This is a genomic window from Vibrio neptunius, from assembly GCF_000967495.1.
GTDB lineage: Bacteria > Pseudomonadota > Gammaproteobacteria > Enterobacterales > Vibrionaceae > Vibrio > Vibrio neptunius.
This window is the reverse complement of sequence record NZ_JXXU01000040.1, coordinates 108,446-134,040: the sequence shown is the minus strand read 5'-3', so window position 1 is coordinate 134,040 and position 25,595 is coordinate 108,446. Positions and strand designations below refer to the sequence as shown.

Here is a 25,595-nt window from a genome sequence, read left to right as displayed (position 1 = left end):
GATTCAAACATCCTCCATGATTACTGCGCTTGAACGCGAAGTTCAGCGGCACTACGACTTTGGTGACCCAGCAAGGTACGAAGGTCTGCAGCTTTAGGTTTCACCAGATAGAACTTTGGAATCCATTCATCAAAGTTCGCCAGAATATCTTCTGCGTGGACGGAATTTGTTTCTTCAAGATGCTCTGCTATTAGGCCGCGTAAATGTTCTTGATGTATATAGAGATCAGATAGCGCCAATGCTTCTACGGATTCATTGTTCACCCGGCCTTGGAAGTCTTCGTTCTTATCAAGAACGTAGGCAAATCCACCTGTCATCCCTGCGCCAAAATTGACCCCAGTTGCGCCAAGAATTGCCACAATACCTCCTGTCATGTATTCACAAGCGTTGTCGCCAGCGCCTTCTATGACAGCGATGGTTCCAGAGTTACGGACGCCAAAGCGCTCGCCAGCCGTACCAGCAGCAAAGAGTTTGCCGCCAGTTGCACCGTATAAGCAGGTGTTACCAATAATAGTGGCTTCATTACAGCGGAATGCGGTTCCCTGATGTGGTTTGATGACCAACTTGCCACCAGCCATGCCTTTACCAACATAGTCGTTGGCGTCACCAGTGAGGTACTGTTCTACGCCACCCGCATTCCAGACCCCAAATGACTGTCCAGCGGTGCCATCAAGATGCAGTTTAATGGGGGTGGCCGCCATGCCTTGGTTTCCATAGCGTTTCGCTATTTCACCTGATAGACGCGCACCAATCGAGCGATCGGTATTGATGACATTGTAGAAGAAGCTAGCTGATTCGCCGGATTCTACGGCTGAGAGCGCGTCATCAATGATCTTCTGGTTTAACTCGGCTTTATCAAACGGTGTGTTAGGCTCTGTCCAAAATAGTGGATGACCTTCTGGTGATGCAGGCGCCTCGAGAATGTTGCTTAAGTCGAGCTTGGTTTGCTTGGCGGTCATACCTTCTGCTGTCTCCAGCAACTCAGTTCGCCCGATGAGATCAGTGAGTTTTTCCACTTCCAGTTCCGCTAACAAGGTGCGTACTTCATCAGCCAAACCGACAAAATAATTCATCACTTGCTCTGGCAAGCCTTTGAAGAACTCTTTGCGTAACAATTCGTCTTGAGTGGCAACGCCTGTTGCACAATTGTTGAGGTGACAAATGCGCAGGAACTTACAGCCCATCGCTACCATAGGTGCTGTTCCAAAACCGAAGCTTTCTGCACCTAGAATCGCGGCTTTTACAACGTCTAAACCTGTTTTTAGACCGCCATCCACTTGAAGGCGAATCTTGTGACGAAGCCCGTTAGCAACCAGTGCTTGTTGAGTCTCTGCAAGGCCCAGCTCCCAAGGACAACCTGCGTATTTCACTGAGGTTAGTGGGCTTGCTGCGGTACCGCCGTCGTAACCTGAGATGGTAATAAGATCAGCGTAGGCCTTCGCGACACCTGTTGCGATGGTGCCGACACCAGGCTCAGATACTAATTTCACCGAAACTAGCGCATTTGGATTGACCTGTTTTAGGTCGAAAATCAGCTGAGCTAAATCTTCAATTGAATAAATATCGTGGTGTGGCGGAGGAGAGATCAGCGTAACGCCTTGGACTGAATAACGTAGCTTAGCGATTTCCGCCGTCACTTTATGTCCTGGAAGCTGACCGCCTTCACCCGGCTTTGCACCCTGAGCGACTTTGATTTGCAGAACATCGGCATTGGTCAGGTAATGCGGAGTGACACCAAACCGACCTGAGGCAATTTGCTTAATGCGAGAGTTACGCTCTGTGCCGAAGCGACGTGGATCTTCACCACCTTCACCTGAATTTGAATAGCCACCAAGACGGTTCATCGCGGTCGCCAGTGCTTCATGAGCTTCTGGGCTCAGAGCGCCAATGGACATCGCGGCAGAGTCGAAACGCTTAAATAACTCTGTGCTTGGCTCGACTTTTTCTAAAGGTAGCGGTGTTGCGGATTGTTTCAGCGTCATCAAATCGCGCAGCATCGCTACAGGACGTTGGTTTACTTGCTTGGCAAAGCTCTGATAATCACTACTCTCACCAGACTTTACCGCCTGTTGGAGTGTGCCTACGACATCTGGGTTATAGGCATGATACTCACCGCCATGGACGTATTTAAGCAAACCACCGTGTTCGATGGCTTTACGTTTCGCCCAAGCTTTACGTGAAAGGTTAAACAAGTCTTGCTGGAAATCGTCGAAGCTGGCGCCCTGTATACGTGTCGTGACCCCGCGGAAGCAAAGTTCGACGACATCTTCACTCAGGCCTACCGCTTCAAATAGTTGCGAACAACGGTAAGAGGCGACGGTGGATATGCCCATTTTGGACATGATTTTGTAGAGGCCTTTGTTGATACCATATTGATAGTTTTGCATTACATCGCGGTAGCTTTTTATAAGTGCACCATCATCAATCAGTTTACTCAATGCTTCATAAGCTAAGTATGGGTATACCGCTGTTGCGCCAAATCCAAGTAGGACAGCGAATTGATGTGGATCGCGAGCAGTGGCTGTCTCGACAATAATGTTGGCATCACAACGAAGATTCTCTTCAATTAAACGTGTTTGCACCGCGCCTACCGCCATAGCAGCAGGAATTGGCAGCTTGCCTTTCACCAACGCGCGATCAGATAACACCACCAGTACAGTACCTTCACGTACAATATCGACTGCTTGGTCACATAAATCGTTGATCGCTTGTTGGAGGTTCTTACTCTTAGGATCGTAATTGATATCTAAGATGGTATGACGGTAGTGCTCATCAGCCAGTTCGAGCAGTTGCTGCATGTCCGAGTACAGCAGCACCGGGGAATCAAAAGTTACGCGATGAGCGTGTCCATCGGTTTCACAGAAAACGTTCATTTCTTGACCAATACTGGTCGCCAGTGACATGACGTGCTTTTCACGCAACGGATCGATCGGTGGATTGGTGACCTGAGCAAATTTCTGACGGAAGTAGTCTGTAACTAATCGTTCTTTCGAGGAAAGAATGGCCATCGGGGTATCATCACCCATAGAGCCAACCGCTTCTTGACCCATATCACCAAGGACTCGAAGGACTTGATCGACTTCTTCGTTAGTCATAGCGAATTGCTTCTGATAGGTCTTGAGCAAGTCATTATCAAAATTACGCTTACCTACCTGCTCTTCAGGCAGCTGAGCAAATGGTGTGAGCTTATGGACGTTATTGTCCATCCACTCTTTATATGGGTGACGACCTTTTAGATCGTTGTCAATTTCACTTGATTGCCATAATTTCCCGCGGCGTGTGTCAACGACCAACAATTCGCCCGGTCCAACACGGCCTTTTTCTGCCACTTCGTCGGGAGCATAATCCCAAATACCAACCTCTGATGCCAGTGTAATCAGCTGATCTTTAGTGATGACATAACGAGCGGGGCGCAGGCCATTACGATCTAGATTACACGCAGCATAACGGCCATCGGACAATACGATGCCAGCAGGGCCATCCCATGGTTCCATATGTTTGGAGTTGAAATCGTAGAATGCACGCAAATCCGGATCCATATCCGGGTGATTTTGCCATGCAGGCGGCACCAGCATTCTCATCGCACGGAAGACGTCCATGCCACCCGCTAGGAAAAGGTCGAGCATGTTATCCAGACTGGATGAATCAGAGCCCGTTTCGTTCACAAATGGAGCTGCTGTTTGCAAGTCAGGCAGTAGGGGCGAAGCGAATTTGTATGCACGAGCACGTGCCCACTGGCGATTGCCTTCAATGGTATTGATTTCACCATTGTGTGCCAGATAGCGGAAGGGTTGAGCCAGCGGCCAACGTGGCTGGGTATTTGTTGAAAAACGCTGGTGGAACAAGCAAATAGCGGATTCCATGCGCAAATCTGCGAGATCGAGGTAAAAGCGTGGTAAGTCTGCAGGCATGCACAGGCCTTTGTATACAATCACCTGTGTGGACAAGCTGCAGATGTAAAAATCACTGTCTTGCGTGATTTGTTTTTCTATGCGGCGGCGTGCGATATACAAACGACGTTCAATGTCACGTTCACGCCAGCCTGCAGGGGCTGAAATGAATACTTGTTGAATATTAGGTAACGAATCCAGCGCGATTGGGCCTAAAACATCTGAGTTGGTCGGCACATCACGCCAACCTGAAACGGTCAGAGTTTCTTGAGTTAACTCTTTATTGATGATGTCTTTAGCAGATTGTGCTTTGACTGGATCTTGGCTGAAAAACATCATACCTACAGCGTATTGTTTACTGAGGTTAAAGCTGTTCTCTTCCGCGATGAGGCGTAAATATGAGTCGGGCTTTTGTAATAGAAGTCCACAACCATCGCCGGTTTTACCGTCGGCGGCGATACCACCTCGGTGGGTCATGCGATCCAATGCCGAAATTGCTGTACGAACCAGTTTGTGGCTTGGTTGTCCTTCCATGTGAGCGATCAAACCAAATCCACAGTTGTCTTTTTCAAGACTAGGATCATATAAAGCCATTGCAATTCTCCCTTTGCTTCTCTGTCTTCCAGACAGAAATACCAACATCACAAGGGTTGGTATGTATGACTAACTATGCTTTCAAATTGTTAAATTCCGCATAAATATACACAGAATGGTTTGTTATTATTTTTTAAATAAAGACGAAATCATTTTCATCGACTTCACAACGTATAGCGTATGATAGAAAAGGTCAAGTTTTTGGTGATATATAACATCAATGTTCTATTTACCCACTAATATCCTAAAAAGTACTTATATATCATGAGTATATGTTTTTGATTGTTACAATTTTGCAACAATTGAATTCGGTTGAAATAAAAAAGACCAGCACAATGTGCTGGTCAAGTTGGATAGTTTGGAAGGATTGATTAGTTATTCGTTTTAACTCCAGAATCATTCATTGTTGTCTGATGCTGGAGTTGATTCGACTTATGCTGATAGCATTAGTGAATCGGCTTTCGCTTCAAGATGAGTCCCACCCATTAGGTAGTCATCGATCGCACGGGCACATTCGCGACCTTCATTGATACAACGAACCACTAAAGACTGGCCTGTTCGCATATCACCAGCAGCAAATACGCCTTCTTGGTTAGTAGCAAAACCTTGAGTTGCTACGTTACCGCGATCATCTAGCGCGATATCCAGTTGAGCAAGTACGCCTGTTGGTTCAGGGTGTAGGAAGCCCATCGCTAGAAATGCCATATCACATGGAATCACACGTTCGCTGCCTTCTACTTCTTTGAAGCTTGGACGCTCGCCTGGTTTCGCATCTTGCCAAACGATATCAGCTAAACGAAGGCCTGTAACTTCACCTTTGTCATTGCCGATGAACTCTTTGGTTAGGATATTCCAGTGACGATCAACGCCTTCTTCATGAGACGTCGAAGTACGTAGGATCATCGGGTACTGTGGCCATGGCATATTGGCAGGACGTTTCTCTGGTGGAATCGGCATGATTTCAACCTGAGTGATGCTTGCTGCGCCATGACGGTTAGATGTACCCACACAGTCAGAGCCGGTATCACCACCACCGATCACCACAACATGCTTGCCCGCGGCGTGAAGTTCTTCACCCTTAAGATCCATGTCGTTGGCACGGCGGTTGTTTTGACCTAGGAATTCCATTGCGAAGTGAACGCCTTTTAGTTCACGACCCGGAACTGGCAAATCACGAGGAACGGTTGAACCACCAGTCAGTAGAACCACATCGAACTCTTGACGCAGCTGCTGAGCATTCACATCAACACCAACATGTTGGTTAACTTTGAATTCAATACCCGCTTCTGCCATTAGGTTGATCTTACGATCAATCACATCCATACCCAGTTTGAAATCTGGGATACCAAAACGCAGCAGACCGCCTACTTTCTCGTCTCGCTCGAATACTGTCACAGTATGACCAGCGCTGTTTAACTGCTCAGCAGCCGCAAGGCCAGCAGGGCCCGAACCGATGATCGCAACGGTTTTACCAGTGCGAGAACGAGGTGTTTTTGGTTTGGCGTACCCTTCACGATACGCCGTTTCTACGATGGTTTTCTCGATATTACAGATAGTGATTGGATCTTGGTTGATGCCAAGTACACAAGCACTTTCACACGGAGCAGGGCAAACACGACCAGTGAACTCTGGGAAGTTATTGGTTGAGCTTAGAATGTTCCATGCTTCTTCCCAGCTATCACGATAAACGGCATCGTTAAACTCTGGGATGATGTTACCGATAGGGCAGCCGTTATGACAAAACGGCACACCACAATCCATACAACGAGAAGCCTGAGTATTGATCTTGTCACCAAACTCCTCGTTCAGAACGAACTCTTTGTTGTTCTTGATGCGTTCAGCTGGGTCGATCTTCTGTGGTAGTTCACGACCATGCTCTAAAAATCCAGTAGGCTTACCCATTATACGGCCTCCACTTGAGTTTCGTTTCCTTGAGACTGTGCTTCAGCTTTACGCTTTTGAAGAACCGCTTTGTAGTCACGCGGCATTACCTTAACCATAGAGGCTAGGCTTGCTTCAAAGTTGTCTAGGAAAGACTGAGCGACTTCACTTCCTGTGAAGTGAACATGCTTAGTTAGCATGTCGAGTAATAGATCTCTGTCTTCTTGCTCGATTGGATCTAGGTCTACTAGCTCTGGGTTCAGTTTTGACTCAAAGTCGCCTGATTTATCCCATACATAAGCGACGCCGCCACTCATACCTGCGGCAAAGTTACGACCTGTTGAACCAAGGATAATTGCTGCACCGCCCGTCATGTACTCACAACCGTGGTCACCGACGCCTTCTACTACTACTTTCGCGCCTGAGTTACGAACACAGAAACGTTCGCCAGCCATACCGCGAATGAAAGACTCACCCGAAGTTGCACCGTAGAAACACACGTTACCAACCACGATGTTGTCTTCCGCGACAATGCTTGATTTCGCATCTGGGTAAAGTACTAAGGTACCGCCAGATAAGCCTTTACCCCAGTAGTCGTTCGCGTCGCCTTCCACTTCAAACTTCACGCCCTTAGCGAGGAATGCACCGAATGACTGACCCGCAGAACCTTTGAATTTCACGTTCATTGGCTCAGGTAGACCCGCATCTTTGTACACTTTCGAGATTTCGTTCGACAACATGGTACCTGCAGAGCGGTCCGTGTTGACGATAGGGAATTCTGCATTCACCGCTTCGCCTTTCTCCAGAGCGGGAATTGCTGCTTGAATCAGCTTGCGGTCTAGCACTTCTTCTAGGTTGTGGTTCTGCTGAGCTTGGTTGAATACGCCATCGGCTTCGCGTGGTTGCTCAACGTGGAGAACAGGGGACAGATCTAGGTTCTTGTATTTCCAGTGAGACACGTCTTGGCGAATCTTCAGCTTCTGGCCTTGACCGACCATCTCATCGATAGTGCGGAAGCCAAGTTCAGCCATGATTTCACGTAGACCTTGTGCCATGTACTGGAAGAAGGTGACGACGTCTTCTACGCGACCATCAAAGCGCTCGCGAAGCGTCTTGTTTTGAGTCGCGATACCGACAGGACAGGTGTTCTTATGACACTTACGCATCATAATACAGCCTTCAACCACCAATGCTGCGGTTGCCACGCCCCATTCTTCTGCACCAAGCAGTGTTGCCACTGCAAGGTCACGAGGTGTCTTCATCTGACCATCCGCTTGAACCACGATACGGTTACGCAGACCGTTCTTCAGTAGCGTTTGATGCGTTTCTGCCAAACCAAGTTCCCAAGGAAGACCAGTATGACGGATTGAAGACATTGGTGATGCACCAGTACCACCGTCGAAACCTGCGATAAGTACAACGTCTGCTTTCGCTTTAGCAACACCAGAAGCGATAGTACCGACGCCCGCTTCCGATACCAGTTTCACGTTTACACGACCCGTGCGGTTCGCATTCTTCAAGTCGTAGATAAGCTGAGCCAAATCTTCGATTGAGTAGATATCGTGGTGTGGTGGTGGCGAGATAAGACCAACGCCCGGAGTTGAGTGACGTGTTGCACCGATCCAATCGTCTACCTTATCGCCTGGTAGTTGACCACCTTCACCTGGTTTCGCGCCTTGAGCCATCTTGATCTGTAGCTCATCAGCGTTGGTTAGGTAGTAAGAGGTTACGCCGAAACGACCTGAAGCGACCTGCTTGATTGCTGAGCGCTCCCAATCGCCATTTTCTTTGCGCTCGAAACGCATTGGGTCTTCACCACCTTCACCGGAGTTCGATTTCGCGCCAAGGCGGTTCATCGCAACAGCCAGTGTCGAGTGTGCTTCGTACGAAATAGAACCGAATGACATTGCGCCGGTCGCGAAGCGTTTCACTATGCTTTCAATTGGCTCGACTTCGTCGATAGAGATAGAGCCTGCTGGGTTCTTAATGAACTCAAGTTGGCTACGCAGGGTTACTGCGTTGTCACCTTGTTTATCTACAGCGGTCGCGTATTGCTTGAACTGATTGTAGTTCTTGTTGCGCGTAGACTCTTGCAGTAGAGATATGGTTTCTGGGTTAAATAGGTGCTTCTCACCACGCTGTTTCCATTGGTAAACACCACCAACATCCAGCATTTGAATTGGAATTTCGCGTTGTGGGTAACCGATGCGGTGACGGATCAAAACTTCTTTGGCGATATCATCAAGGGTTAGACCTTGGATACGAGAAACCGTACCTGTGAAGTATTTGTCTACCACAGACTTATGGATACCCAAGGCTTCGAAGATTTGCGCACCATGGTACGACTGTAGCGTAGAAATCCCCATCTTCGAGAAGATCTTCAGAAGACCGCCATTGATCGCTTTACGGTAGTTGTTGAACAGATCGCGAGGGTTTGCTTCTGGATCTAACTTCTTGGTACGTTGAAGTTCAATGATGGTTTCAATCACTAGGTAAGGGTTAACCGCATTCGCACCGTAACCAAGTAGCGTTGCAAAGTGGTGCGTTTCGCGTGCGTCACCGGTTTCAACCACGATGTCACATTTCGCACGTAGACCTTTGCGGATCAAATGGTGGTGCACAGCACCAACAGCCAGCATTGCTGGAATCGCCGCATGGTTTGAGTTCACTGCACGGTCAGTTAGTAAGATGATTGAGTAACCATCGACAACCGCGTCTTCTGCGTATTGGCAGATACGTTTCAGTGCACGCTCAAGCTTGCCTTGATCTTCATTGGCTTGGAATACGATATCCAACGTCTTCGCTTGTAGGTGCTCGTTATCGATAGCTCGCAGTTTTTCAAGCTCGGAGTTCGCCAGCACAGGTGATTCCAACTCGACTTTCTGACAGTGAAGTGGCGTTTCAGTCAGAAGGTTTTGGTCTTTACCCAAGTATGTGTTCAGCGACATAACCATACGCTCACGGATCGGGTCGATCGGTGGGTTAGTTACCTGTGCAAACAGCTGCTTAAAGTAGTTTGAAAGGTGCTGAGACTGATGAGATAGAACCGCAAGAGGCCAGTCGGCACCCATAGCTGATAATGGTTCCTTCGCGTCATTCGCCATTGGGACGATGATTTCGTTCACTTCTTCAGTGCTCACACCGAAAGCTTGTTGACGGTGCAGCAAACGCTCAGGAGAAGGTTGGCTGAACTGGTTGCTCGCATCTGGTAGCTTCTTCAAGCTCAGTAGGTTTTCTTCTACCCACTTCTCGTAAGGCTGCGCCGTTGCAATGCTGTCTTTCACTTCTTCGTCAGAAATGATGCGACCTTGCTCTAGGTCTGCAACGAAGATACGACCTGGTTGTAGACGACCGCGGAACTCAACGTTCTCTGGTTCAATATCCACAACACCAGATTCTGATGCCATCACGAGGAAATTGTCTTTGGTCACTGTGTAGCGAGAAGGGCGTAGGCCGTTACGGTCAAGTGTCGCACCAACTTGAACACCATCAGTAAAACACACTGAAGCAGGACCATCCCATGGTTCCATGATATTCGCGTGGTACTGATAGAACGCGCGACGTTTAGGATCCATATTTTTGTTTTCTTGCCATGCTTCTGGTATCAACATCATCAGTGCGTGTGGCAGGCTACGACCAGAAAGAACTAGGAGCTCAAGTGCCATGTCAAAGTTAGATGAATCCGAGCTCCCCTCCTGACAGATTGGAAGAAGCATGTCGATTTCAGCCTGAGTAAACAGGTCTGATTCTAGGATTGCTTCGCGGGCTTTCATCCAGTTCAAATTGCCGCGAACTGTATTGATTTCACCGTTGTGTGCAATGTAACGGAAAGGCTGTGCAAGGCGCCATTTCGGGAAGGTATTGGTAGAGAAACGAGAGTGCACCAGTGCCAGTGCAGTCACCATGGTCGGGTTTTGCAGATCAAGGAAGTACTGAGGTACTTGCTCGGTCGTTAACTGACCTTTGTACACCAATGTCTTGTAAGACATCGAGTTAATGTAGAAGTCGTCACCTATGTTCGAAACGCTTTCTAGGCAAACACGTACAGTGTAGTTACGAAGTACATACAGTTTGCGCTCAAGCTCTTCGGGTGTGATACCCGGGCCACCAGAGATAAACACATGCTCAAACTGAGGTTCTGTGCTTAGTGGATCTGCACCGATCATTGAGTTGTCAGTTGGTAGTACACGGTAGCCGATGACTTCAAGATCTAGACGTTGTGCGTTACGTTCCAGAATGTCACGGCATTGCTCACGTTTGTATTCGTCTTTCGGGAAAAGAACGATACCAACACCATACTTTTCAAACGAAGGCAATTTAATGCCTAGCTTAACCGCTTCTTCTAACAGGAATTCATGAGGTTTTTGTAGCAAGATACCCGCACCGTCACCGCTGCATGGGTCACAACCTTGACCACCGCGGTGTTCCATTCGTGCCAGCATATCCAATGCCTGAGTTACTACTTCGTGCGATTTACGGTTTTTGAGGTGAGCAACAAAACCGATACCACAAGCGTCATGCTCCAGTTCAGGAGTATACAGACCCTGTGAACTTTGCTCTCTATCTACCATAGATACATCCTTCCAGTTCAGTAGACGCAAATGTACTAGCTGATACTAGTTCTGCGTCCAGTCCTTTATTTTTATGATTCGCAGCCTGCCTAGGTTGGCGACTTTGACTCCATTCCGTACCTCGCAGGAAAAATATTGCGAGAAAAACAATCCTTGGTGAAATCCATGTTTTTTGTATCACAATCTAGTGATTTATATAGGTGAGAGCTGGAAAACACCGATGTTTTAGTAACTAAATGTGTAATTTAATGCACAAGTAAAACTAAAATCTGAAATTATCCTACAATTTTGTTAGGCGTAAATGCAATCGAAATTCGAGGTTATGGCGTTCTTTTTTATGTCTGATTTTGATCTTTATGTTTAACTTTTGCTTAAAATTAGTATCTATTGCTTCATTTTATGCATGTTTATTGATTTTGGATAACTCCCTAGCCGTTTTAAATCGATAACTTTCAACCTTTATTTTTTTCATTTGTGTAATTTAATTACATTAATGGGAATGATATTTATTATTGTTTGGGGTGAGAATTGCAACTGCACGAACTAGTCAATACGATTGGGCAAGATCTTCAGCGCCGCTACGGGGAGAAAGTACATAAGTTGACGTTACATGGTGGCTTTAGCTGTCCAAATAGAGATGGAACAATAGGCCGAGGAGGGTGTACTTTCTGTAATGTTGCTTCTTTTTCAGACGAAAAAAATCAGATCAAGAGCATATATGAACAGCTCAAAGATCGCGCTGGTGAAATCAGCAGAGCGGAAAAATATCTTGCTTATTTTCAGGCCTACACCAGCACCTATGCAGAAGTCGAAGTGTTGAAACGTATGTATGAACAGGCATTAAAAGCGGCAAACATTGTTGGACTGTGCGTTGGAACAAGACCTGACTGTGTTCCTGATGCAGTGTTAGAGCTTTTGGCGAGTTATGTGCAGCGAGGTTATGAAGTCTGGCTTGAGCTCGGTCTTCAGACTGCGAACAATCATACCCTTAAGCGCATAAATCGCGGCCATGATTTTAATTGTTATGCTAGCATCGCTAAACGAGCGAGAGCTTTAGGTATTAAAGTCTGTACCCACTTAATAGTTGGCCTACCGAAAGACACCCACCAAGATAACATTGATACGATGCGTAAAGTTATTGATGTCGGAACTGATGGGATCAAACTTCACAGCTTGCACATTGTAGAAGGTAGTACCATGGCTAAAGCTTGGAAGGCAGGCAAGCTTAATGCTCCCTCTCTGCAGCAATATGTGGATACTGCTAGCGCAATGATCCGCATGACACCACCCGATATTGTGTTTCATCGGGTTTCATCGGCAGCCCGGCGTCCAACTCTGCTTGCCCCTTTATGGTGTGAGAATCGTTGGTTAGCCATGACAGAAATTGGACGTACGCTTGAGCGTGATGGGCCACAAGGTTCCTTAATTAACCAACCTTTTTTATATACAAAACCCTCAATAAATACAGAAAAATCAGCAATAAGCTGATATCTTTTGTAACCTTAGTATTAGGTTGCAGATTGACATAGAGTATTAGAATGGAGCAGGTGTTTTACTGGTTATTGGATACCTCCCATGGGCATGGTTTTGGCCTTGTTGTCATTCTGTTTTGTGTGATTATGTCCTTTGTGCTCTATTCTCGCTTACAAAAACATATTGAGGCGTTGGTTCAGGATACACCGACAGCCTTGATATTAGTTGAAGCTCAGTCTGGTAAGTTACTTCTTGCCAATAAGGGTGCCATGCAATTGCTGGCAATTCGCCGGGTAGGTAAATCGTATCTTTTGCCCGACACCGTTCCATGTCAATTCTTACTATCGATAACCAACCAGTTCTCTGGCGAAGGGTTTAAGCGCTTTCCTATAGAATGGCAGGTGTCGAAAAATACCCGTGTTAAGGTAGAGATGAGTGGCCGTAGAACCATTTACCGGAGACGTGTTTCTTGGCTGCTATATCTGTCTTCCTACCAAGCAACTGAGGATGAAATGGCGCGAGAAATTGAGTCTCTTTCAGTGGTCAGAAGTGCATTGGATAACCTTTCTGAATTGGTTTTTATAAAAAATAACGAAGGTGAATTGATTTCAACGAATCGTGCATTTGAACGTTTCTGGGGCGTACGTGCTGAGGAAGGCAGTGAAGACATTAAAGGAGTCGTTAAAGGGCGGGCAAATAAACGCCGCTGGACCACAAATGCCGATGGCCGAAGTTGCCTACTCGAAACCTATCAGAATATTTTGATTTCTTCATCAGGGGAAACGATGGGAAGCATAGGTATCAGTCATGATGTGACGGACTGGCACAATATGCAACAAAACCTCCGTAATGAGATGGACAAGCGTCGTGATACTGAAGTGGCTTTGGCTCAGCGCGATACCATTTTGCAAAATATTCTAGAGTCCAGCCCTGACTCTATAGGTATATTTAACGAGAATATGGTCTATCAGGCATGTAATAAGCCATTTGTTCGCGCTCTTGGTATTTCTGATGTTGATGATCTAATCGGTAAACGGTTGCAAGATGTGATTCCTGATGACGTATATAGCCGTTTGTCTGAAACGGATCAAAAGGTGCTGTATGAGGGAAAATCATTGCGTTACATTGACAAGGCGATCAATAGTAACGGTGAGTTCACTTGGTATGATGTGGTCAAATCGCCTTTTCGCGATCCTGCTTCAGGTACGAATGGTGTCTTGGTCATGGCTAGGGATGTCTCTGACCGTTATCTTGCCGCGCAAAAACTTGAAGAGGCGAATCAGGAACTCGAGCGGCTCAGCTTTATTGATAGTTTGACGCAAATTCCGAATCGACGTCGATTCGATGAACAGTTAGCGACCTTGTGGCCATTGCATATACGTGAGCGTCAGCCTCTAAGCGTTATGTTATGTGATATCGACTATTTCAAAGGCTTCAACGACTATTATGGACATCAAACAGGTGATGAAGCCCTAGCTAAAGTTGCAGGAGTGTTCAAGTCAGTGTTATTTCGAACCAGTGATTGCGTGGCTCGATATGGCGGTGAGGAGTTTGGATTTATTTTACCCAATACAACGGTTGACGGTGCCTTGCAGGTTGCAGAAAAAATTCACCAAGAAGTGAAGTTGCTGCATTTAGAACATTGTGCTTCAGAAGCCTCCTCCATCTTGACCGTGAGTATTGGTATCGCGACTCTTTCTCCTCAACCTATGGACAATAGCGAAAGCTTGATTGCTCTGGCTGACAGTGCTTTGTATCAGGCGAAAGCAAATGGACGTAATCAAACTTGTGTCCATCACACATCAGACAATTAACGTCGTCAGGACCTAGGTTCCCTTAGCCGTGCTCAGTGAAAACAGGTAGTATTTACCTAACCTTGTCGCACGGAGCGCTCCATGAAACCGATAAAAAACCTCGCTCAGTATTATGTCGATCTTTTGGTTAAGCTCGGCATTTTGCGTTTCTCAATTTTACTTGCATTGGCATTAGTCGCTTTAGCTGTTGTCGTTCAGGTTGGCATTACGTTAGTTTTGAGTGGCCATGTGGATGACATTGATATCGTTCGCTCTGTATTTTTCGGTCTGCTGATCACACCTTGGGCTGTGTACTTCCTTTCAGTGGTAGTCGATCAGCTTGAGGAGTCACGCCAACGCTTGTCCAAGCTCGTTTCTAAACTCAAAGATATGCGCTCTCGGGATCAGGACTTAAATCATAAGCTGCAGCAAAACATTGCCAAGCTCAATCAGGAAATTGAAGAGCGGATTAAAGCTGAAGAAGCACGCGAAGAAGCCATGAAAGATCTTGAAAATGAGGTTTATCAGCGTGAGCGTACTCAACTTGAGTTAGCTGAAAGAACCGCGCTACTTCGTTCATTTATAGATGCTTCTCCTGATCTTATATATTACCGCAATGCTGATGGTGTTTTCTCTGGCTGTAACCGTGCCATGGAAGAGTTGACTGGTAAAAAAGAAAATCAATTAGTGGGTTTAACACCATGGGACGTTTATAGCAGAGAAGTTGCTCAGCAGATTGTTGATACAGATGAAAAGGTGTTTGCAGACAATCAGGCGTTGACCTATGAGCAATGGCTGGAATACCCAGATGGTCGTAAGAACTATTTTGAATTGCGTAAAGTTCCGTTTTATAGCAAGGATGGCCGTCATCTTGGGTTGGTTGGTTTTGGGCGTGACATTACCGAGCGTAAGCGTCACGAAGAATCTTTGAAGAAAGCGAGTCGAGATAAAACGACTTTCATTTCAACCATCAGCCATGAACTGCGAACACCTCTTAATGGTATTGTTGGATTGAGCCGCATGCTGCTTGATACGCCATTGACAGATGAGCAGCGAAACCACATGCAAACTATTAATGTTAGTGCGATTACTCTTGGTAATATTTTCAACGATATTATTGATATGGATAAGTTTGATCGCCGTAAGCTTGAGCTTTTCCCGTCGTCACTGAATTTTGAAGAGTTTGTTGCTGAAATAGAGAGCATTTCTGCCTTAATGGCGTCTCAGAAAGGTTTGCGCTTTGACCTTGAGCGTCTTAGTGAACTTCCAACGGCGATTGATGTAGATGCAACCCGATTGAGGCAGGTGTTGTGGAATTTGATTAGCAACGCCATGAAGTTCACCAAAGAGGGCGGTGTTGTAATGACGGTAGAAGCTGAAGTCGATGAAGAGTTTGCTCGCATTACAATGGAAATTGAAGACAGTGGTATTGGGATACCGGAAGCCGAATTGGAAAAGATTTTTGCCATGTATTATCAAGTTAAATCGGGCAAAGATAATCTGCATGCTGTTGGCACTGGGATTGGCCTTGCCGTGTCTAAACAACTGATTAAGATGATGGATGGAGATATTACGGTAAGCAGCGAGGAAGGCTTTGGTAGTACCTTTACCGTGACTATTCATGTCCCTCTATCTCAGGCCGTTGAAGAATCTGGAGTCTCTGATACTGAGCGTAAGGAACTTAATATCTTTATGGTTGAAGATATTGAACTCAACATCACTGTTGCGCGCTCGCTGCTTGAAAGTATGGGGCATGAGGTTAGTGTCGCCATGACCGGGCAAGATGCGATCGAAATGTTTGACCCTGAGATCTATGATCTAGCCTTCCTCGATATACAGCTTCCGGATATGACAGGTTTCGATGTCGCAGAATTTTATCGTAAAACCTATAAAGATTTACCTCCTTTGGTCGCCCTTACTGCTAATGTACTAAAGAATAAAAATGAGTATCTTGAAAAAGGCATGGACGATGCGATTAGTAAACCCCTATCGGTGATCGCGGTGCAGGAAGTGATTGCTAAGTTTACCTCGGATGAATTATACCAACGTCCAGAGCCTGTCGAAGAGGTCGATATTCCAGAAATTAACGAATTATACAGCAGAGTGCTGGACCTAGAGATGCTGGACTCTTACGTGGGTATTGTTGGTGCTAAGCCAGTGCTGGATAGTATTGATATGTTTGAAAACATGATGCCAGAATACATTGATGTGCTTAATTCGAATATGACAGCGAAGCATCAAGACGGTATTGTTTCTGAAGCCCATAAGATTAAAGGCGCAGCGGGCTCTATCGGCCTCAAACATATTCAGAAAATTGCTCAGAAAGCACAATCCCCTGACTTGCCTGCATGGTGGGAAAATATCGATGACTGGGTTGAAGAAATAAAGAATGAATATCAGAATGATATTCAGATTCTGAAAGAGTGGTTGGCTCAAAGGTGATAACAATGAAAAAAATCGCATTAGTCGCTCTTGGCGCAGTGCTTTTAGCAGGGTGTTCAACCGCACCAGTCGGTTGGGAACAAAGAAACCAAGCAACAGTTGAAGAAGCGACGGTACGCTTGAAGAGTAACCTTTGGTTGAATAAGATGCCGACCTTAGGTGAAGTCCAAGATCAAACGCTCCATGGTTCGCTGAATCTAGAGTCTGACAAGCTATTACCGGCAACTCTGGAAGTTGACAGTATTTCTATTAAGCAAGGTGATGATAGCTGGACTATTGATGGTGAATTACTGGAATTACGCACGCACAATCAAAGTCACTGGGAGGTCGCTTTTGTGTGGCAGTTTGCTGTGAATGCAGATCAACCAGTGGATGTGGCTGTCATGCTTAAGAACTGTGATAAGGTCGAGTGGCTGGTAGAAAAAGAAGTAGCAATAGATACAGTCTATTAGTCACTGGTCTCCCAGAGATCGAAAAGGTTGATGCCTTGGCATCAACCTTTTTCGTTTTTAGCTACTCGCTGGCGCCTCTTTTAAACCAGCATTGATGTCGAGAACATCCTGTTCGCTTAAAGTTCCGACGGCTTGGCGAAGTTTTAATACGCTCAAAATGTAATCGTAACGTGCGTTAGATAAATTCTTGTTCGCATCATACAAGTTGCGAGTCGAATCGAGAACATCAACGATAGTACGAGTACCAACATCGAACCCTGCCTCAGTGGCTTCTAAAGCAGACTTAGTCGATACAACGGTTTGTTCATAAGCACGCAGTGCTCCAATTGAAGCGCTGATGTCATTGTTAAAAGCACGTACGTTTTTTACTACGCCGCGGTAAGTTGCTTCTAAATCTTGGCTCGCTGCTACGTAATCAAATTCAGCTTGCTTGGTGAGAGAGGTCGTTGAACCACCCGTGTATAGAGGTACCGACAAATTTAGCCCGATGTTAAAGCCATCTGAGTCATAATCACCAGAGCTTGGGGTACTATTCATTTGTTCGGCAAGGCTGTAGCTACCATCCAAAGTTAATGAAGGGAGGTGACCTGAGCTTTGAAGTGAAATATTATCCTTGGCGATATCTTGTGCGATACGTGAAGACAGTAGGCTCAGGTTTTTCTGCTGAGCTTCTTCAACTAAAGCGTCGACTGGCGTTTGAGTTTTAGTCGCAGAGAAACGAGTAATATCTAATACATTTAGATTGGCGTGTTCTAGGCCGGTGATCTCTCGTAAACCCTCGTAGCTGTTTACCAAACTATTTTCAGCTAATACCTCATCAGCTAATACTGAGTCGTACTGCGCCTGCGCATCATGTACGTCAGTAATGGCAGAAAGGCCTACTTCAAAACGTTGTTTAGTTTGCTCTAATTGGCGACCCACTGCTGCTTTTTCGGCTTGAACAAAAACCAAATTGTCTTTTGCTCTTAGCACTTCAAAATAGGCAGTGGCAACCCTAAGAATGAGATCTTGCTGGGCTGCTGCATAAGTCGCGTCAGCTTGGCGTGCCGTTTTTTCCGCTGTATCTAGAGTTATCCAGCTTGAGCGCTTGTATAACTCTTGGGTAAAGCCTACTGCGGCATTCCAAGCCTCAGAATCGTTTGTGGCACTGTTACGTTCACCACGGTTTACGTCATAAGCTGCTGTTAAGCTAATTTGAGGTAGTAAGGTTGCACGGCTAGAAGTCACCGCTTCAAATGCAGAATCGCGAGAAGCTGCTGCGCTAAGTAATGTTGGGTCGTTATCTTTTGCTTGGTTATAAATTTCCGTCAGTGTGTCAGCGAAAGCATTTGTGCTCAGGCTTCCTAGTGCTGCACTGATAAATAGTGGAAGCAGTTTTTTCATAGGTCCTATTCCTGCCAAAATATGAAAAAGGTGACTCATCGAGAGTTTAACTCATACTGATGCTAATTCACGCAAAACTTTGCAAATTTTTACACTTAACTATCCACTTGTGCAATATATTTAATTCATCAATTTAACTCAGAATACAAAAATTGTATAAAAAGTTGAGCCATATCCTTGGAAGTTAAGCTTTTGTCTGAGTAAACTATAAGATTCACTCACTGAGGTGCCGAATGCAACTATCTGACAGTCAACAAAGTGAATTTACTCCACAAGATGTAGAAATTATCTCAAAAGAAACTCTATTTAAGGGCTTTTTTAAGATGGTTAAGTATCGCTTTCGACATAAATTGTTTGAAGGAGGTTGGAGTGAAGTGATTGAACGTGAAATGTTCGAGCGAGGGCACGCTGCAGCTCTACTGCCATATGACCCAGTGACGGATCAGGTTGTGTTGATTGAACAAATTCGAGTGGGGGCTTTGGAGCATGATCATCCATGGCAACTAGAAATTGTCGCCGGGATTATTGATACACAAGAGTCACCAGAAGAGGTTGTTCGTCGCGAAGCGGCAGAAGAAGCCGGCATTTCAGTTGATGGGTTAATCAAAGTGGTGTCCTATTATCCTTCTTCTGGAGGCTGCTCAGAGAAACTGGATGTGTACGTTGGGAAAGCCCAAGCTTCCTCCGCACATGGCGTTCATGGTTTAGACTATGAAGGTGAGGATATCCGAGTTCATGTGGTTGATCGCGAGGTCGCCTATCAATGGGTCACGGACGGGAAATTTGAAAATGGTGCTTCGATCATTGCTTTGCAGTGGTTACAGCTCAACTACCAAGCAGTAAGAGAACAATGGCACAAGCAGCAGTAAAAAAGGCGTATCACGTTGATTTAGCAGATTTGATGCGTACCTATGAAACCAATTACGCCAAACTCAACGCTTTACTTCCACTTGGGGCTAAGGTCGGAGATTTACGCTGCTATCAAGCTGCTGACATGGCGTATCAAATTCAAGTGGTCGAAGTCACAAAGTACACAACTTTGGTCGATATTTGTCAAAGTGATGATATACCGGTGTTTCCATTGCCAAAAATGTCTGTCAGGCTCTATCACGATGCTCGTGTAGCCGAGGTATGCGAGTGCGAACATTTAAAACGAGTGAATGCTCGATACGAATATCCCAATGACAAAATGGTTCAACAAGATGAGAAAGTACAATTGAATCGTTTCTTGGGTGATTGGTTATCTTTTTGCTTAAGGCATGGTATCAGCCGGACGCCGATCAATATTTAGGTTTTAGTTTTGAAAGTAACGTCAAGCTCATCAGATAGCAGCATTAGGCTGCTCCAGATTACAGATACTCATCTATTTGAAGCAGCAGATGGAAGCCTTTTGAGTGTGAATACAGGCGACAGTTTCAAAGCTGTCATTGACGCTATTGTCGAAGAAAATCCTGCCTATGATGCCATTTTGGCGACAGGGGATATTTCACAAGATCATAGCGAAGCTTCTTACCAACGGTTTGAGAAAGGTATTATCCCACTCAAGAAAAAATGTTTCTGGTTGCCGGGTAATCATGATTTCAAACCGAGCATGACATCAGTGATACCTTCTCCGCAAATTCAGCAAATTGAACATGCACTGTTGGGTGAACAATGGCAGATGATTGTGCTTGACTCTCAGGTTGCAGGTGTACCGCATGGTCGTTTGAGCGACAAGCAGCTTATGCTTCTTGAGGAAAAACTCGCTCAGTACCCTCAACGCTACACCCTGATTTTACTTCATCATCATCCTATACTGGTTGGTAGTGCTTGGCTAGATCAGCACACCTTGAAAGATTCAGAAGATTTATGGCAAATCCTTGATAAACATAATAACGTTAAAGCTGTCTTATGTGGTCATGTGCATCAAGATATGAATGTCGTTCGTAAAGGCGTTCGTGTTATGGCAACGCCATCCACCTGCGTTCAGTTCAAACCACACTGCGATGATTTTGCTTTAGATAATCAGGCTCCAGGTTGGCGTGAACTTCTGTTACACGACGACGGTACTGTCGAGACTGAAGTGAAACGGCTACCTGTGGGTAGCTTCCAACCTGATTTTCATTCAACGGGCTATTAAACTTGAATTCTTCTTACTAAGGATCTCTATGCGACCTTCATTACTTCTTTATATTCATGGCTTTAACAGTTCTCCTTTGTCTCATAAAGCTACTGTTATGAAGGAGTATTGTAAGCAATATCATCCTGATATTAAGGTGGTTGTGCCTCAGCTACCGTGCTTCCCGAAACAAGCCGCTGAGTGTTTATTGGACATTATTGAACAACATATCAATGAATATCGTATTGGTTTGATTGGCAGCTCTCTTGGGGGATACATGTCTATGTGGCTGAATGCTCAATTTGGCTTCAGAGCTGTGGTTGTTAACCCAGCAGTAAAACCTTATGAATTGCTCGCTGATTACTTAGGTGAACAAGAAAATCCCTATACACATCAACGTTATGTTTTAGAAGATAGACACATTGATGAGCTTAAAGTGTTGGATACACCTTCAATCAAGCGACCTCAGGATTTCTGGCTTTTGCAGCAAACTAAGGATGAAGTGCTGGATTATCATCAGGCAGTCGATAAATTTTTAGGAGCTAAGCAAACTGTTGAAGAAGGAGGGGATCATAGTTTTATTAACTTCGAACGCTACCCCCAACAAATTATCGAATTTCTTCAGCTCTAGCACTCCTTGAGGGAAGAGTCATAATTTTAGTGGTTACTTCGTTATCCCGCTTGACATCATTGCCTCTCTTCCAGACTATGTTTCACCTGTACTGAGCTGGATTCAGAACGACGAGAGTTTGGCCGTTTTTGCTACTTTTTAGGCTCATTGATAAAAAGAACAAAAAATTGCTGGCTCAGTAACCCATTTATTTTATATAACGAAATTCCGTATTATGACTGAACAATATAATGCAGGAGCCATTGAGGTTCTTAATGGTTTGGAGCCAGTACGTCGCCGACCAGGGATGTATACGGATACCGCGCGTCCTAACCATTTGGGACAAGAAGTCATCGATAACAGTGTCGATGAAGCGCTCGCCGGACACGCTTCAAAAGTTCAAGTAATTCTCCATGCTGACCAGTCACTTGAAGTGACCGATGATGGTCGAGGCATGCCCGTTGATATCCACCCAGAAGAGAAAGTCTCTGGTGTGGAGCTTATTCTATGTAAGCTTCACGCAGGTGGTAAGTTCTCGAATAAAAACTATCAATTCTCTGGTGGTCTGCACGGGGTAGGTATCTCCGTGGTGAACGCCTTGTCTAAGCGTGTGGAAGTGACGGTGCGCCGTGATGGTCAGGTGTATGACATTGCATTTGAACATGGTGATAAGGTTTCTGATTTAACCGTGACAGGGACTTGTGGACGCCGTAACAAAGGTACTAGCGTTCACTTCTGGCCGGACGCTAAGTACTTTGACTCGGCAAACTTCTCAGTCACCCGACTGATTAACAACCTTCGAGCCAAAGCTGTGCTTTGTCCAGGACTGGAAATCACGTTCTCTGATAAGGTCAATGGTAACGAGCATAAATGGTTGTATGAAGATGGTCTCAAAGATTATCTTGCGGAAGGCGTGAAAGGCTATACAGTTTTGCCTGAAGAGCCATTTACTGGCGAATTTTCTGCTGAAACAGAAGCCGCAAACTGGGCTGTCATTTGGCAGCCAGAAGGTGGTGAGATGATCACCGAAAGCTACGTTAACCTCATTCCTACCGCACAAGGTGGTACCCACGTCAATGGTCTGCGCCAAGGTTTGCTTGATGCTATGCGAGAGTTCTGTGAATTCCGCAACCTGTTGCCACGTGGCGTTAAGCTTACGGGGGATGATGTATTTGATCGCTGTTCGTACGTGTTGTCGGTTAAGATGCAGGATCCCCAATTTGCTGGTCAGACTAAAGAGCGTCTCTCTTCACGTCAAACCGCTGCATTTGTTTCTGGAGTCGTGAAGGATTCATTCAGCTTATGGCTAAATGAAAAACCACAACTTGCTGAACAGCTGGCTGAAGTCTGTATTGCTAACGCTCACCGCCGTATGCGTGCAAGTAAGAAGGTGGTGCGTAAAAAAGTGGCTTCAGGCCCAGCTCTACCAGGCAAACTGACGGATTGTTCGGTTCAAGATTTAAACCGCACTGAAATCTTCTTCGTCGAGGGTGACTCGGCAGGTGGTTCAGCTAAGCAAGCTCGTGACCGTGAGTTCCAAGCGGTAATGCCACTACGCGGTAAAATTCTTAATACGTGGGAAGTCTCTCCTGATCAGGTACTTGCTTCTCAAGAAGTCCATGATATCTCAGTGGCACTAGGTATTGATCCAGATAGCGAGAATCTTGAAGGTCTTCGCTACGGTAAGATCTGTATCCTTGCCGATGCGGACTCGGATGGTCTGCATATCGCAACGCTACTATGCGCCCTATTTACGCGTCATTTCCGTTCTCTCGTTGAAGCGGGTCATATTTATGTAGCCATGCCACCGCTCTATCGTATCGACTGTGGTAAGGAAGTATTCTATGCCCTTGATGACGATGAAAAAGAAGGCATTCTAGAGCGCTTGTCGAAGAAGAAAGCAAAAATCAACGTACAGCGATTCAAAGGTTTGGGTGAGATGAACCCACTGCAACTTCGTGAAACGACGATGGATCCAAATACTCGTCGCTTAGTTCAGCTAACCATTGATGACAACCAAGCCACCATGGAAATGATGGATATGCTGCTTGGTAAGAAGCGTGCTGATGATCGTCGCTCTTGGTTACAAAACAACGGCGACATGGCAGAGGTTTAACAGATGTCTACTGAAATCACATTTGATGGCGTTGAACAGTTGCCAATGCGCAAGTTCACCGAAGACGCTTATCTCAATTATTCGATGTACGTCATTATGGATCGCGCGTTGCCATATATTGGTGACGGTTTAAAGCCGGTTCAGCGTCGTATTATCTACGCAATGTCGGAGCTTGGCCTTTCGGCAGCGGCAAAATACAAAAAATCAGCACGTACTGTTGGTGACGTGTTGGGTAAATACCATCCTCACGGGGACTCTGCTTGTTACGAAGCTATGGTATTGATGGCTCAGCCATTTTCATATCGCTATCCGCTCGTAGATGGTCAAGGGAACTGGGGTGCGCCTGATGATCCTAAATCGTTCGCGGCGATGCGTTATACCGAAGCCAAACTATCTAAGTTTGCGGAAGTTTTGCTTGGCGAGCTAGGTCAAGGCACCGTGGAATGGCAGCCGAACTTTGACGGCACAATGAAAGAGCCGCAAATGTTGCCATCACGTTTACCTCACATCCTGCTTAACGGTGTGACAGGTATTGCGGTAGGTATGGCCACGGATATTCCACCACACAACGTACGTGAAGTGGCGGAAGCAACGATTCACCTTATCGACAATCCAAAGTCTGAACTTGCAGACGTAATGAACTTTGTTCAAGGGCCTGATTACCCAACAGAAGCAGAGATCATTTCGCCTAAAGCAGACTTAGAGAAGATTTATCGTACTGGTCGCGGCAGCATTAAAATGCGTGCTGTGTGGCATAAAGAAGGTTCAGAGATCGTCATTACCGCTCTGCCACACCAAGTGTCCGGCGCTAAGTTACTAGAGCAAATCGCTAACCAAATGCGTGCTAAAAAGCTGCCTATGGTTGACGATCTGCGTGATGAATCCGATCACGAGAATCCGACTCGTATCGTGGTGGTGCCGCGTTCAAACCGCGTTGACTGTGACCAGTTGATGAACCATCTATTTGCCTCAACCGATCTTGAAAAGAACTTCCGTGTAAACCTAAACATGATTGGTTTAGACAACCGCCCTCAGGTGAAAGGGCTCGTTCAAATTCTCTCTGAATGGATCGAATTCCGCCGTGCGACTGTACGTCGTCGTTTGCAACACCGTTTAGATAAAGTTATGGCTCGCTTGCACATCTTGGAAGGTTTGTTGGTTGCATACCTTAACCTTGATGAGGTGATTGAGATTATTCGTACTGAAGACGATCCTAAAGCGGTGCTGATGGAACGTTTTGGTATTACTGATATTCAAGCCGATGCGATTCTCGATACCAAGCTTCGCCACTTAGCGAAATTGGAAGAGATGAAGATTCGTGGAGAGCAGGAAGAGCTAGAAAAAGAGCGTGAAAAGCTAGAGCAACTATTAGGTTCTGAGCGACGTCTCAATACGCTTCTGAAGAAAGAAATCAAAGCGGACGCAGACAAGTATGGTGATGATCGCCGTTCGCCAATGGTTGAGCGCGCAGAAGCCAAGGCGCTAACAGAGCGTGACTTAGTCCCTAGTGAACCAATTACGGTTGTGCTTTCTGAGAAAGGTTGGATTCGTCATGCTAAAGGACATGATGTTGATGCGGATGGCCTGAACTATAAGTCGGGTGATAAATACCTTGCTCATGCTCGCGGTAAGAGTAATCAGCAGGCCGTTTTCCTCGGCAGTGATGGTCGAAGCTATTCACTCGAGTCGCATTCTCTACCGTCAGCCCGTAGTCAGGGCGAGCCGATTACTGGGCGTCTTAACATTAGTGCAGGAACTAATATCCGTCATGTGGTAATGGGGGAAGAAGAACAATTGTGGTTAGTGGGTTCTGATGCTGGCTATGGTTTCGTTTGTAAAGGCAGTGATCTTTTATCAAAAAACCGTAGTGGTAAAGCACTGGTTACATTACCACAAAACTCGGAAGTGATTACACCTGACACCATTAGTGATCTAGATAATGATGAAATTTTAGCGATCACCAACCAAGGTCGAATGCTGTTATTCCCTATCAAGGATCTTCCTCAATTGGGTAAAGGTAAGGGTAATAAGATTATCAATATTCCTGCTGCTAAAGCCAAAGAACGCGAAGAGGTGGTATCACATTTGATATCCTTGCCTCAAGGAGCTTCAGTCACTCTTTATGCGGGTAAGCGTAAGCTAGGTTTGAAGAGCGCCGATCTGGACAACTTCCGTGGTGAGCGAGGCCGTCGAGGCAGTCTACTACCTAGAGGATTACAAAGAGTAACACGCATAGAAATCGAAGGCTCTACAATGGAGCAAGACAGCGAGTAAAAACAAATCCCATACTAG

General features: G+C 45.8%; 14 protein-coding genes. 10 read left to right on the top strand and 4 right to left on the bottom strand.

The features are described from left to right. Positions 1–20: 20 nt before the first annotated feature. The 3 genes from gltB (TW84_RS13675) to gltB (TW84_RS13665) form a co-directional block, all read right to left on the bottom strand. A complete protein-coding gene (gene gltB / locus TW84_RS13675) occupies positions 21–4,484 on the bottom strand; it encodes a glutamate synthase large subunit (RefSeq protein ID WP_045976196.1) in 4,464 nt (1,487 codons plus the stop codon). A gap of 432 nt (positions 4,485–4,916) precedes the next feature. After that, positions 4,917–6,386 (bottom strand): glutamate synthase subunit beta, encoded by a 1,470-nt coding sequence (locus TW84_RS13670; RefSeq protein WP_045976195.1) that lies wholly within the window; start codon positions 6,384–6,386, stop codon positions 4,917–4,919. After that, positions 6,386–10,936 carry a glutamate synthase large subunit gene (gene gltB, locus TW84_RS13665; protein WP_045976194.1) on the bottom strand — a complete coding sequence of 1,517 codons (4,551 nt, stop codon included), beginning with the start codon at positions 10,934–10,936 and terminating at the stop codon, positions 6,386–6,388. The genes TW84_RS13670 and gltB (TW84_RS13665) overlap by 1 nt, the downstream gene beginning before the upstream one ends. 528 nt (positions 10,937–11,464) lie before the next feature. On the opposite strand from gltB (TW84_RS13665), the gene mnmL reads away from it, so the two are divergent. The 4 genes from mnmL (at position 11,465) to TW84_RS13645 (ending at position 17,096) form a co-directional block, all read left to right on the top strand. Continuing rightward, positions 11,465–12,424, top strand: a complete 960-nt coding sequence (mnmL, locus tag TW84_RS13660) for a tRNA modification radical SAM protein MnmL/YtqA (RefSeq protein ID WP_045976193.1) — start codon at positions 11,465–11,467, stop codon at positions 12,422–12,424. Positions 12,425–12,474: 50 nt separating this feature from the next. Further along, positions 12,475–14,223 carry a diguanylate cyclase domain-containing protein gene (locus tag TW84_RS13655; RefSeq protein WP_045976192.1) on the top strand — a complete coding sequence of 583 codons (1,749 nt, stop codon included), beginning with the start codon at positions 12,475–12,477 and terminating at the stop codon, positions 14,221–14,223. Between the two features lie 81 nt (positions 14,224–14,304). After that, positions 14,305–16,644 (top strand): aerobic respiration two-component sensor histidine kinase ArcB, encoded by a 2,340-nt coding sequence (gene arcB, locus TW84_RS13650; protein WP_045976191.1) that lies wholly within the window; start codon positions 14,305–14,307, stop codon positions 16,642–16,644. A 5-nt stretch (positions 16,645–16,649) separates the two neighbouring features. Continuing rightward, positions 16,650–17,096, top strand: a complete 447-nt coding sequence (locus TW84_RS13645) for a putative periplasmic lipoprotein (protein ID WP_045976190.1) — start codon at positions 16,650–16,652, stop codon at positions 17,094–17,096. Positions 17,097–17,153: 57 nt separating this feature from the next. Here TW84_RS13645 and tolC read toward each other — a convergent pair whose 3' ends face one another. After that, entirely contained in the window at positions 17,154–18,479 is a 1,326-nt protein-coding gene (gene tolC, locus TW84_RS13640; RefSeq protein ID WP_045976189.1) for an outer membrane channel protein TolC, read from the bottom strand. 233 nt (positions 18,480–18,712) lie between these two features. On the opposite strand from tolC, the gene nudF reads away from it, so the two are divergent. The 6 genes from nudF (at position 18,713) to parC (ending at position 25,577) form a co-directional block, all read left to right on the top strand. Beyond that, the gene (gene nudF / locus TW84_RS13635) at positions 18,713–19,348 is read left to right on the top strand and encodes an ADP-ribose diphosphatase (RefSeq protein WP_045976188.1); all 636 of its coding nucleotides are present in this window, start codon (positions 18,713–18,715) and stop codon (positions 19,346–19,348) included. After that, positions 19,330–19,770 carry a DUF1249 family protein gene (locus tag TW84_RS13630; RefSeq protein ID WP_045976187.1) on the top strand — a complete coding sequence of 147 codons (441 nt, stop codon included), beginning with the start codon at positions 19,330–19,332 and terminating at the stop codon, positions 19,768–19,770. Before nudF ends, TW84_RS13630 begins: the two co-directional genes overlap by 19 nt. 9 nt (positions 19,771–19,779) lie before the next feature. Then, positions 19,780–20,598 (top strand): 3',5'-cyclic-AMP phosphodiesterase, encoded by an 819-nt coding sequence (gene cpdA, locus TW84_RS13625; RefSeq protein ID WP_045976186.1) that lies wholly within the window; start codon positions 19,780–19,782, stop codon positions 20,596–20,598. Positions 20,599–20,626: 28 nt separating this feature from the next. Next, complete coding sequence (gene yqiA, locus TW84_RS13620; protein ID WP_045976185.1) at positions 20,627–21,208, top strand: esterase YqiA; 582 nt, start codon at positions 20,627–20,629, stop codon at positions 21,206–21,208. Between the two features lie 214 nt (positions 21,209–21,422). Then, entirely contained in the window at positions 21,423–23,303 is a 1,881-nt protein-coding gene (gene parE, locus TW84_RS13615) for a DNA topoisomerase IV subunit B (protein ID WP_045976184.1), read from the top strand. Positions 23,304–23,306: 3 nt separating this feature from the next. Next, positions 23,307–25,577: a DNA topoisomerase IV subunit A gene (gene parC, locus TW84_RS13610; protein WP_045976183.1), complete on the top strand. Its 2,271-nt coding sequence runs from the start codon at positions 23,307–23,309 to the stop codon at positions 25,575–25,577. Positions 25,578–25,595 lie beyond the last annotated feature (18 nt).

What these genes read in the sequence shown, in the direction of transcription:
- gltB (WP_045976196.1), bottom strand. Translation starts at nt 4,484, where the DNA reads ATGGCTTTATATGATCCTAGTCTTGAAAAAGACAACTGTGGATTTGGT.
- TW84_RS13670 (WP_045976195.1), bottom strand. Translation starts at nt 6,386, where the DNA reads ATGGGTAAGCCTACTGGATTTTTAGAGCATGGTCGTGAACTACCACAG.
- gltB (WP_045976194.1), bottom strand. Translation starts at nt 10,936, where the DNA reads ATGGTAGATAGAGAGCAAAGTTCACAGGGTCTGTATACTCCTGAACTG.
- TW84_RS13655 (WP_045976192.1), top strand. Translation starts at nt 12,475, where the DNA reads ATGGAGCAGGTGTTTTACTGGTTATTGGATACCTCCCATGGGCATGGT.
- arcB (WP_045976191.1), top strand. Translation starts at nt 14,305, where the DNA reads ATGAAACCGATAAAAAACCTCGCTCAGTATTATGTCGATCTTTTGGTT.
- TW84_RS13645 (WP_045976190.1), top strand. Translation starts at nt 16,650, where the DNA reads ATGAAAAAAATCGCATTAGTCGCTCTTGGCGCAGTGCTTTTAGCAGGG.
- tolC (WP_045976189.1), bottom strand. Translation starts at nt 18,479, where the DNA reads ATGAAAAAACTGCTTCCACTATTTATCAGTGCAGCACTAGGAAGCCTG.
- nudF (WP_045976188.1), top strand. Translation starts at nt 18,713, where the DNA reads ATGCAACTATCTGACAGTCAACAAAGTGAATTTACTCCACAAGATGTA.
- TW84_RS13630 (WP_045976187.1), top strand. Translation starts at nt 19,330, where the DNA reads ATGGCACAAGCAGCAGTAAAAAAGGCGTATCACGTTGATTTAGCAGAT.
- yqiA (WP_045976185.1), top strand. Translation starts at nt 20,627, where the DNA reads ATGCGACCTTCATTACTTCTTTATATTCATGGCTTTAACAGTTCTCCT.
- parE (WP_045976184.1), top strand. Translation starts at nt 21,423, where the DNA reads ATGACTGAACAATATAATGCAGGAGCCATTGAGGTTCTTAATGGTTTG.
- parC (WP_045976183.1), top strand. Translation starts at nt 23,307, where the DNA reads ATGTCTACTGAAATCACATTTGATGGCGTTGAACAGTTGCCAATGCGC.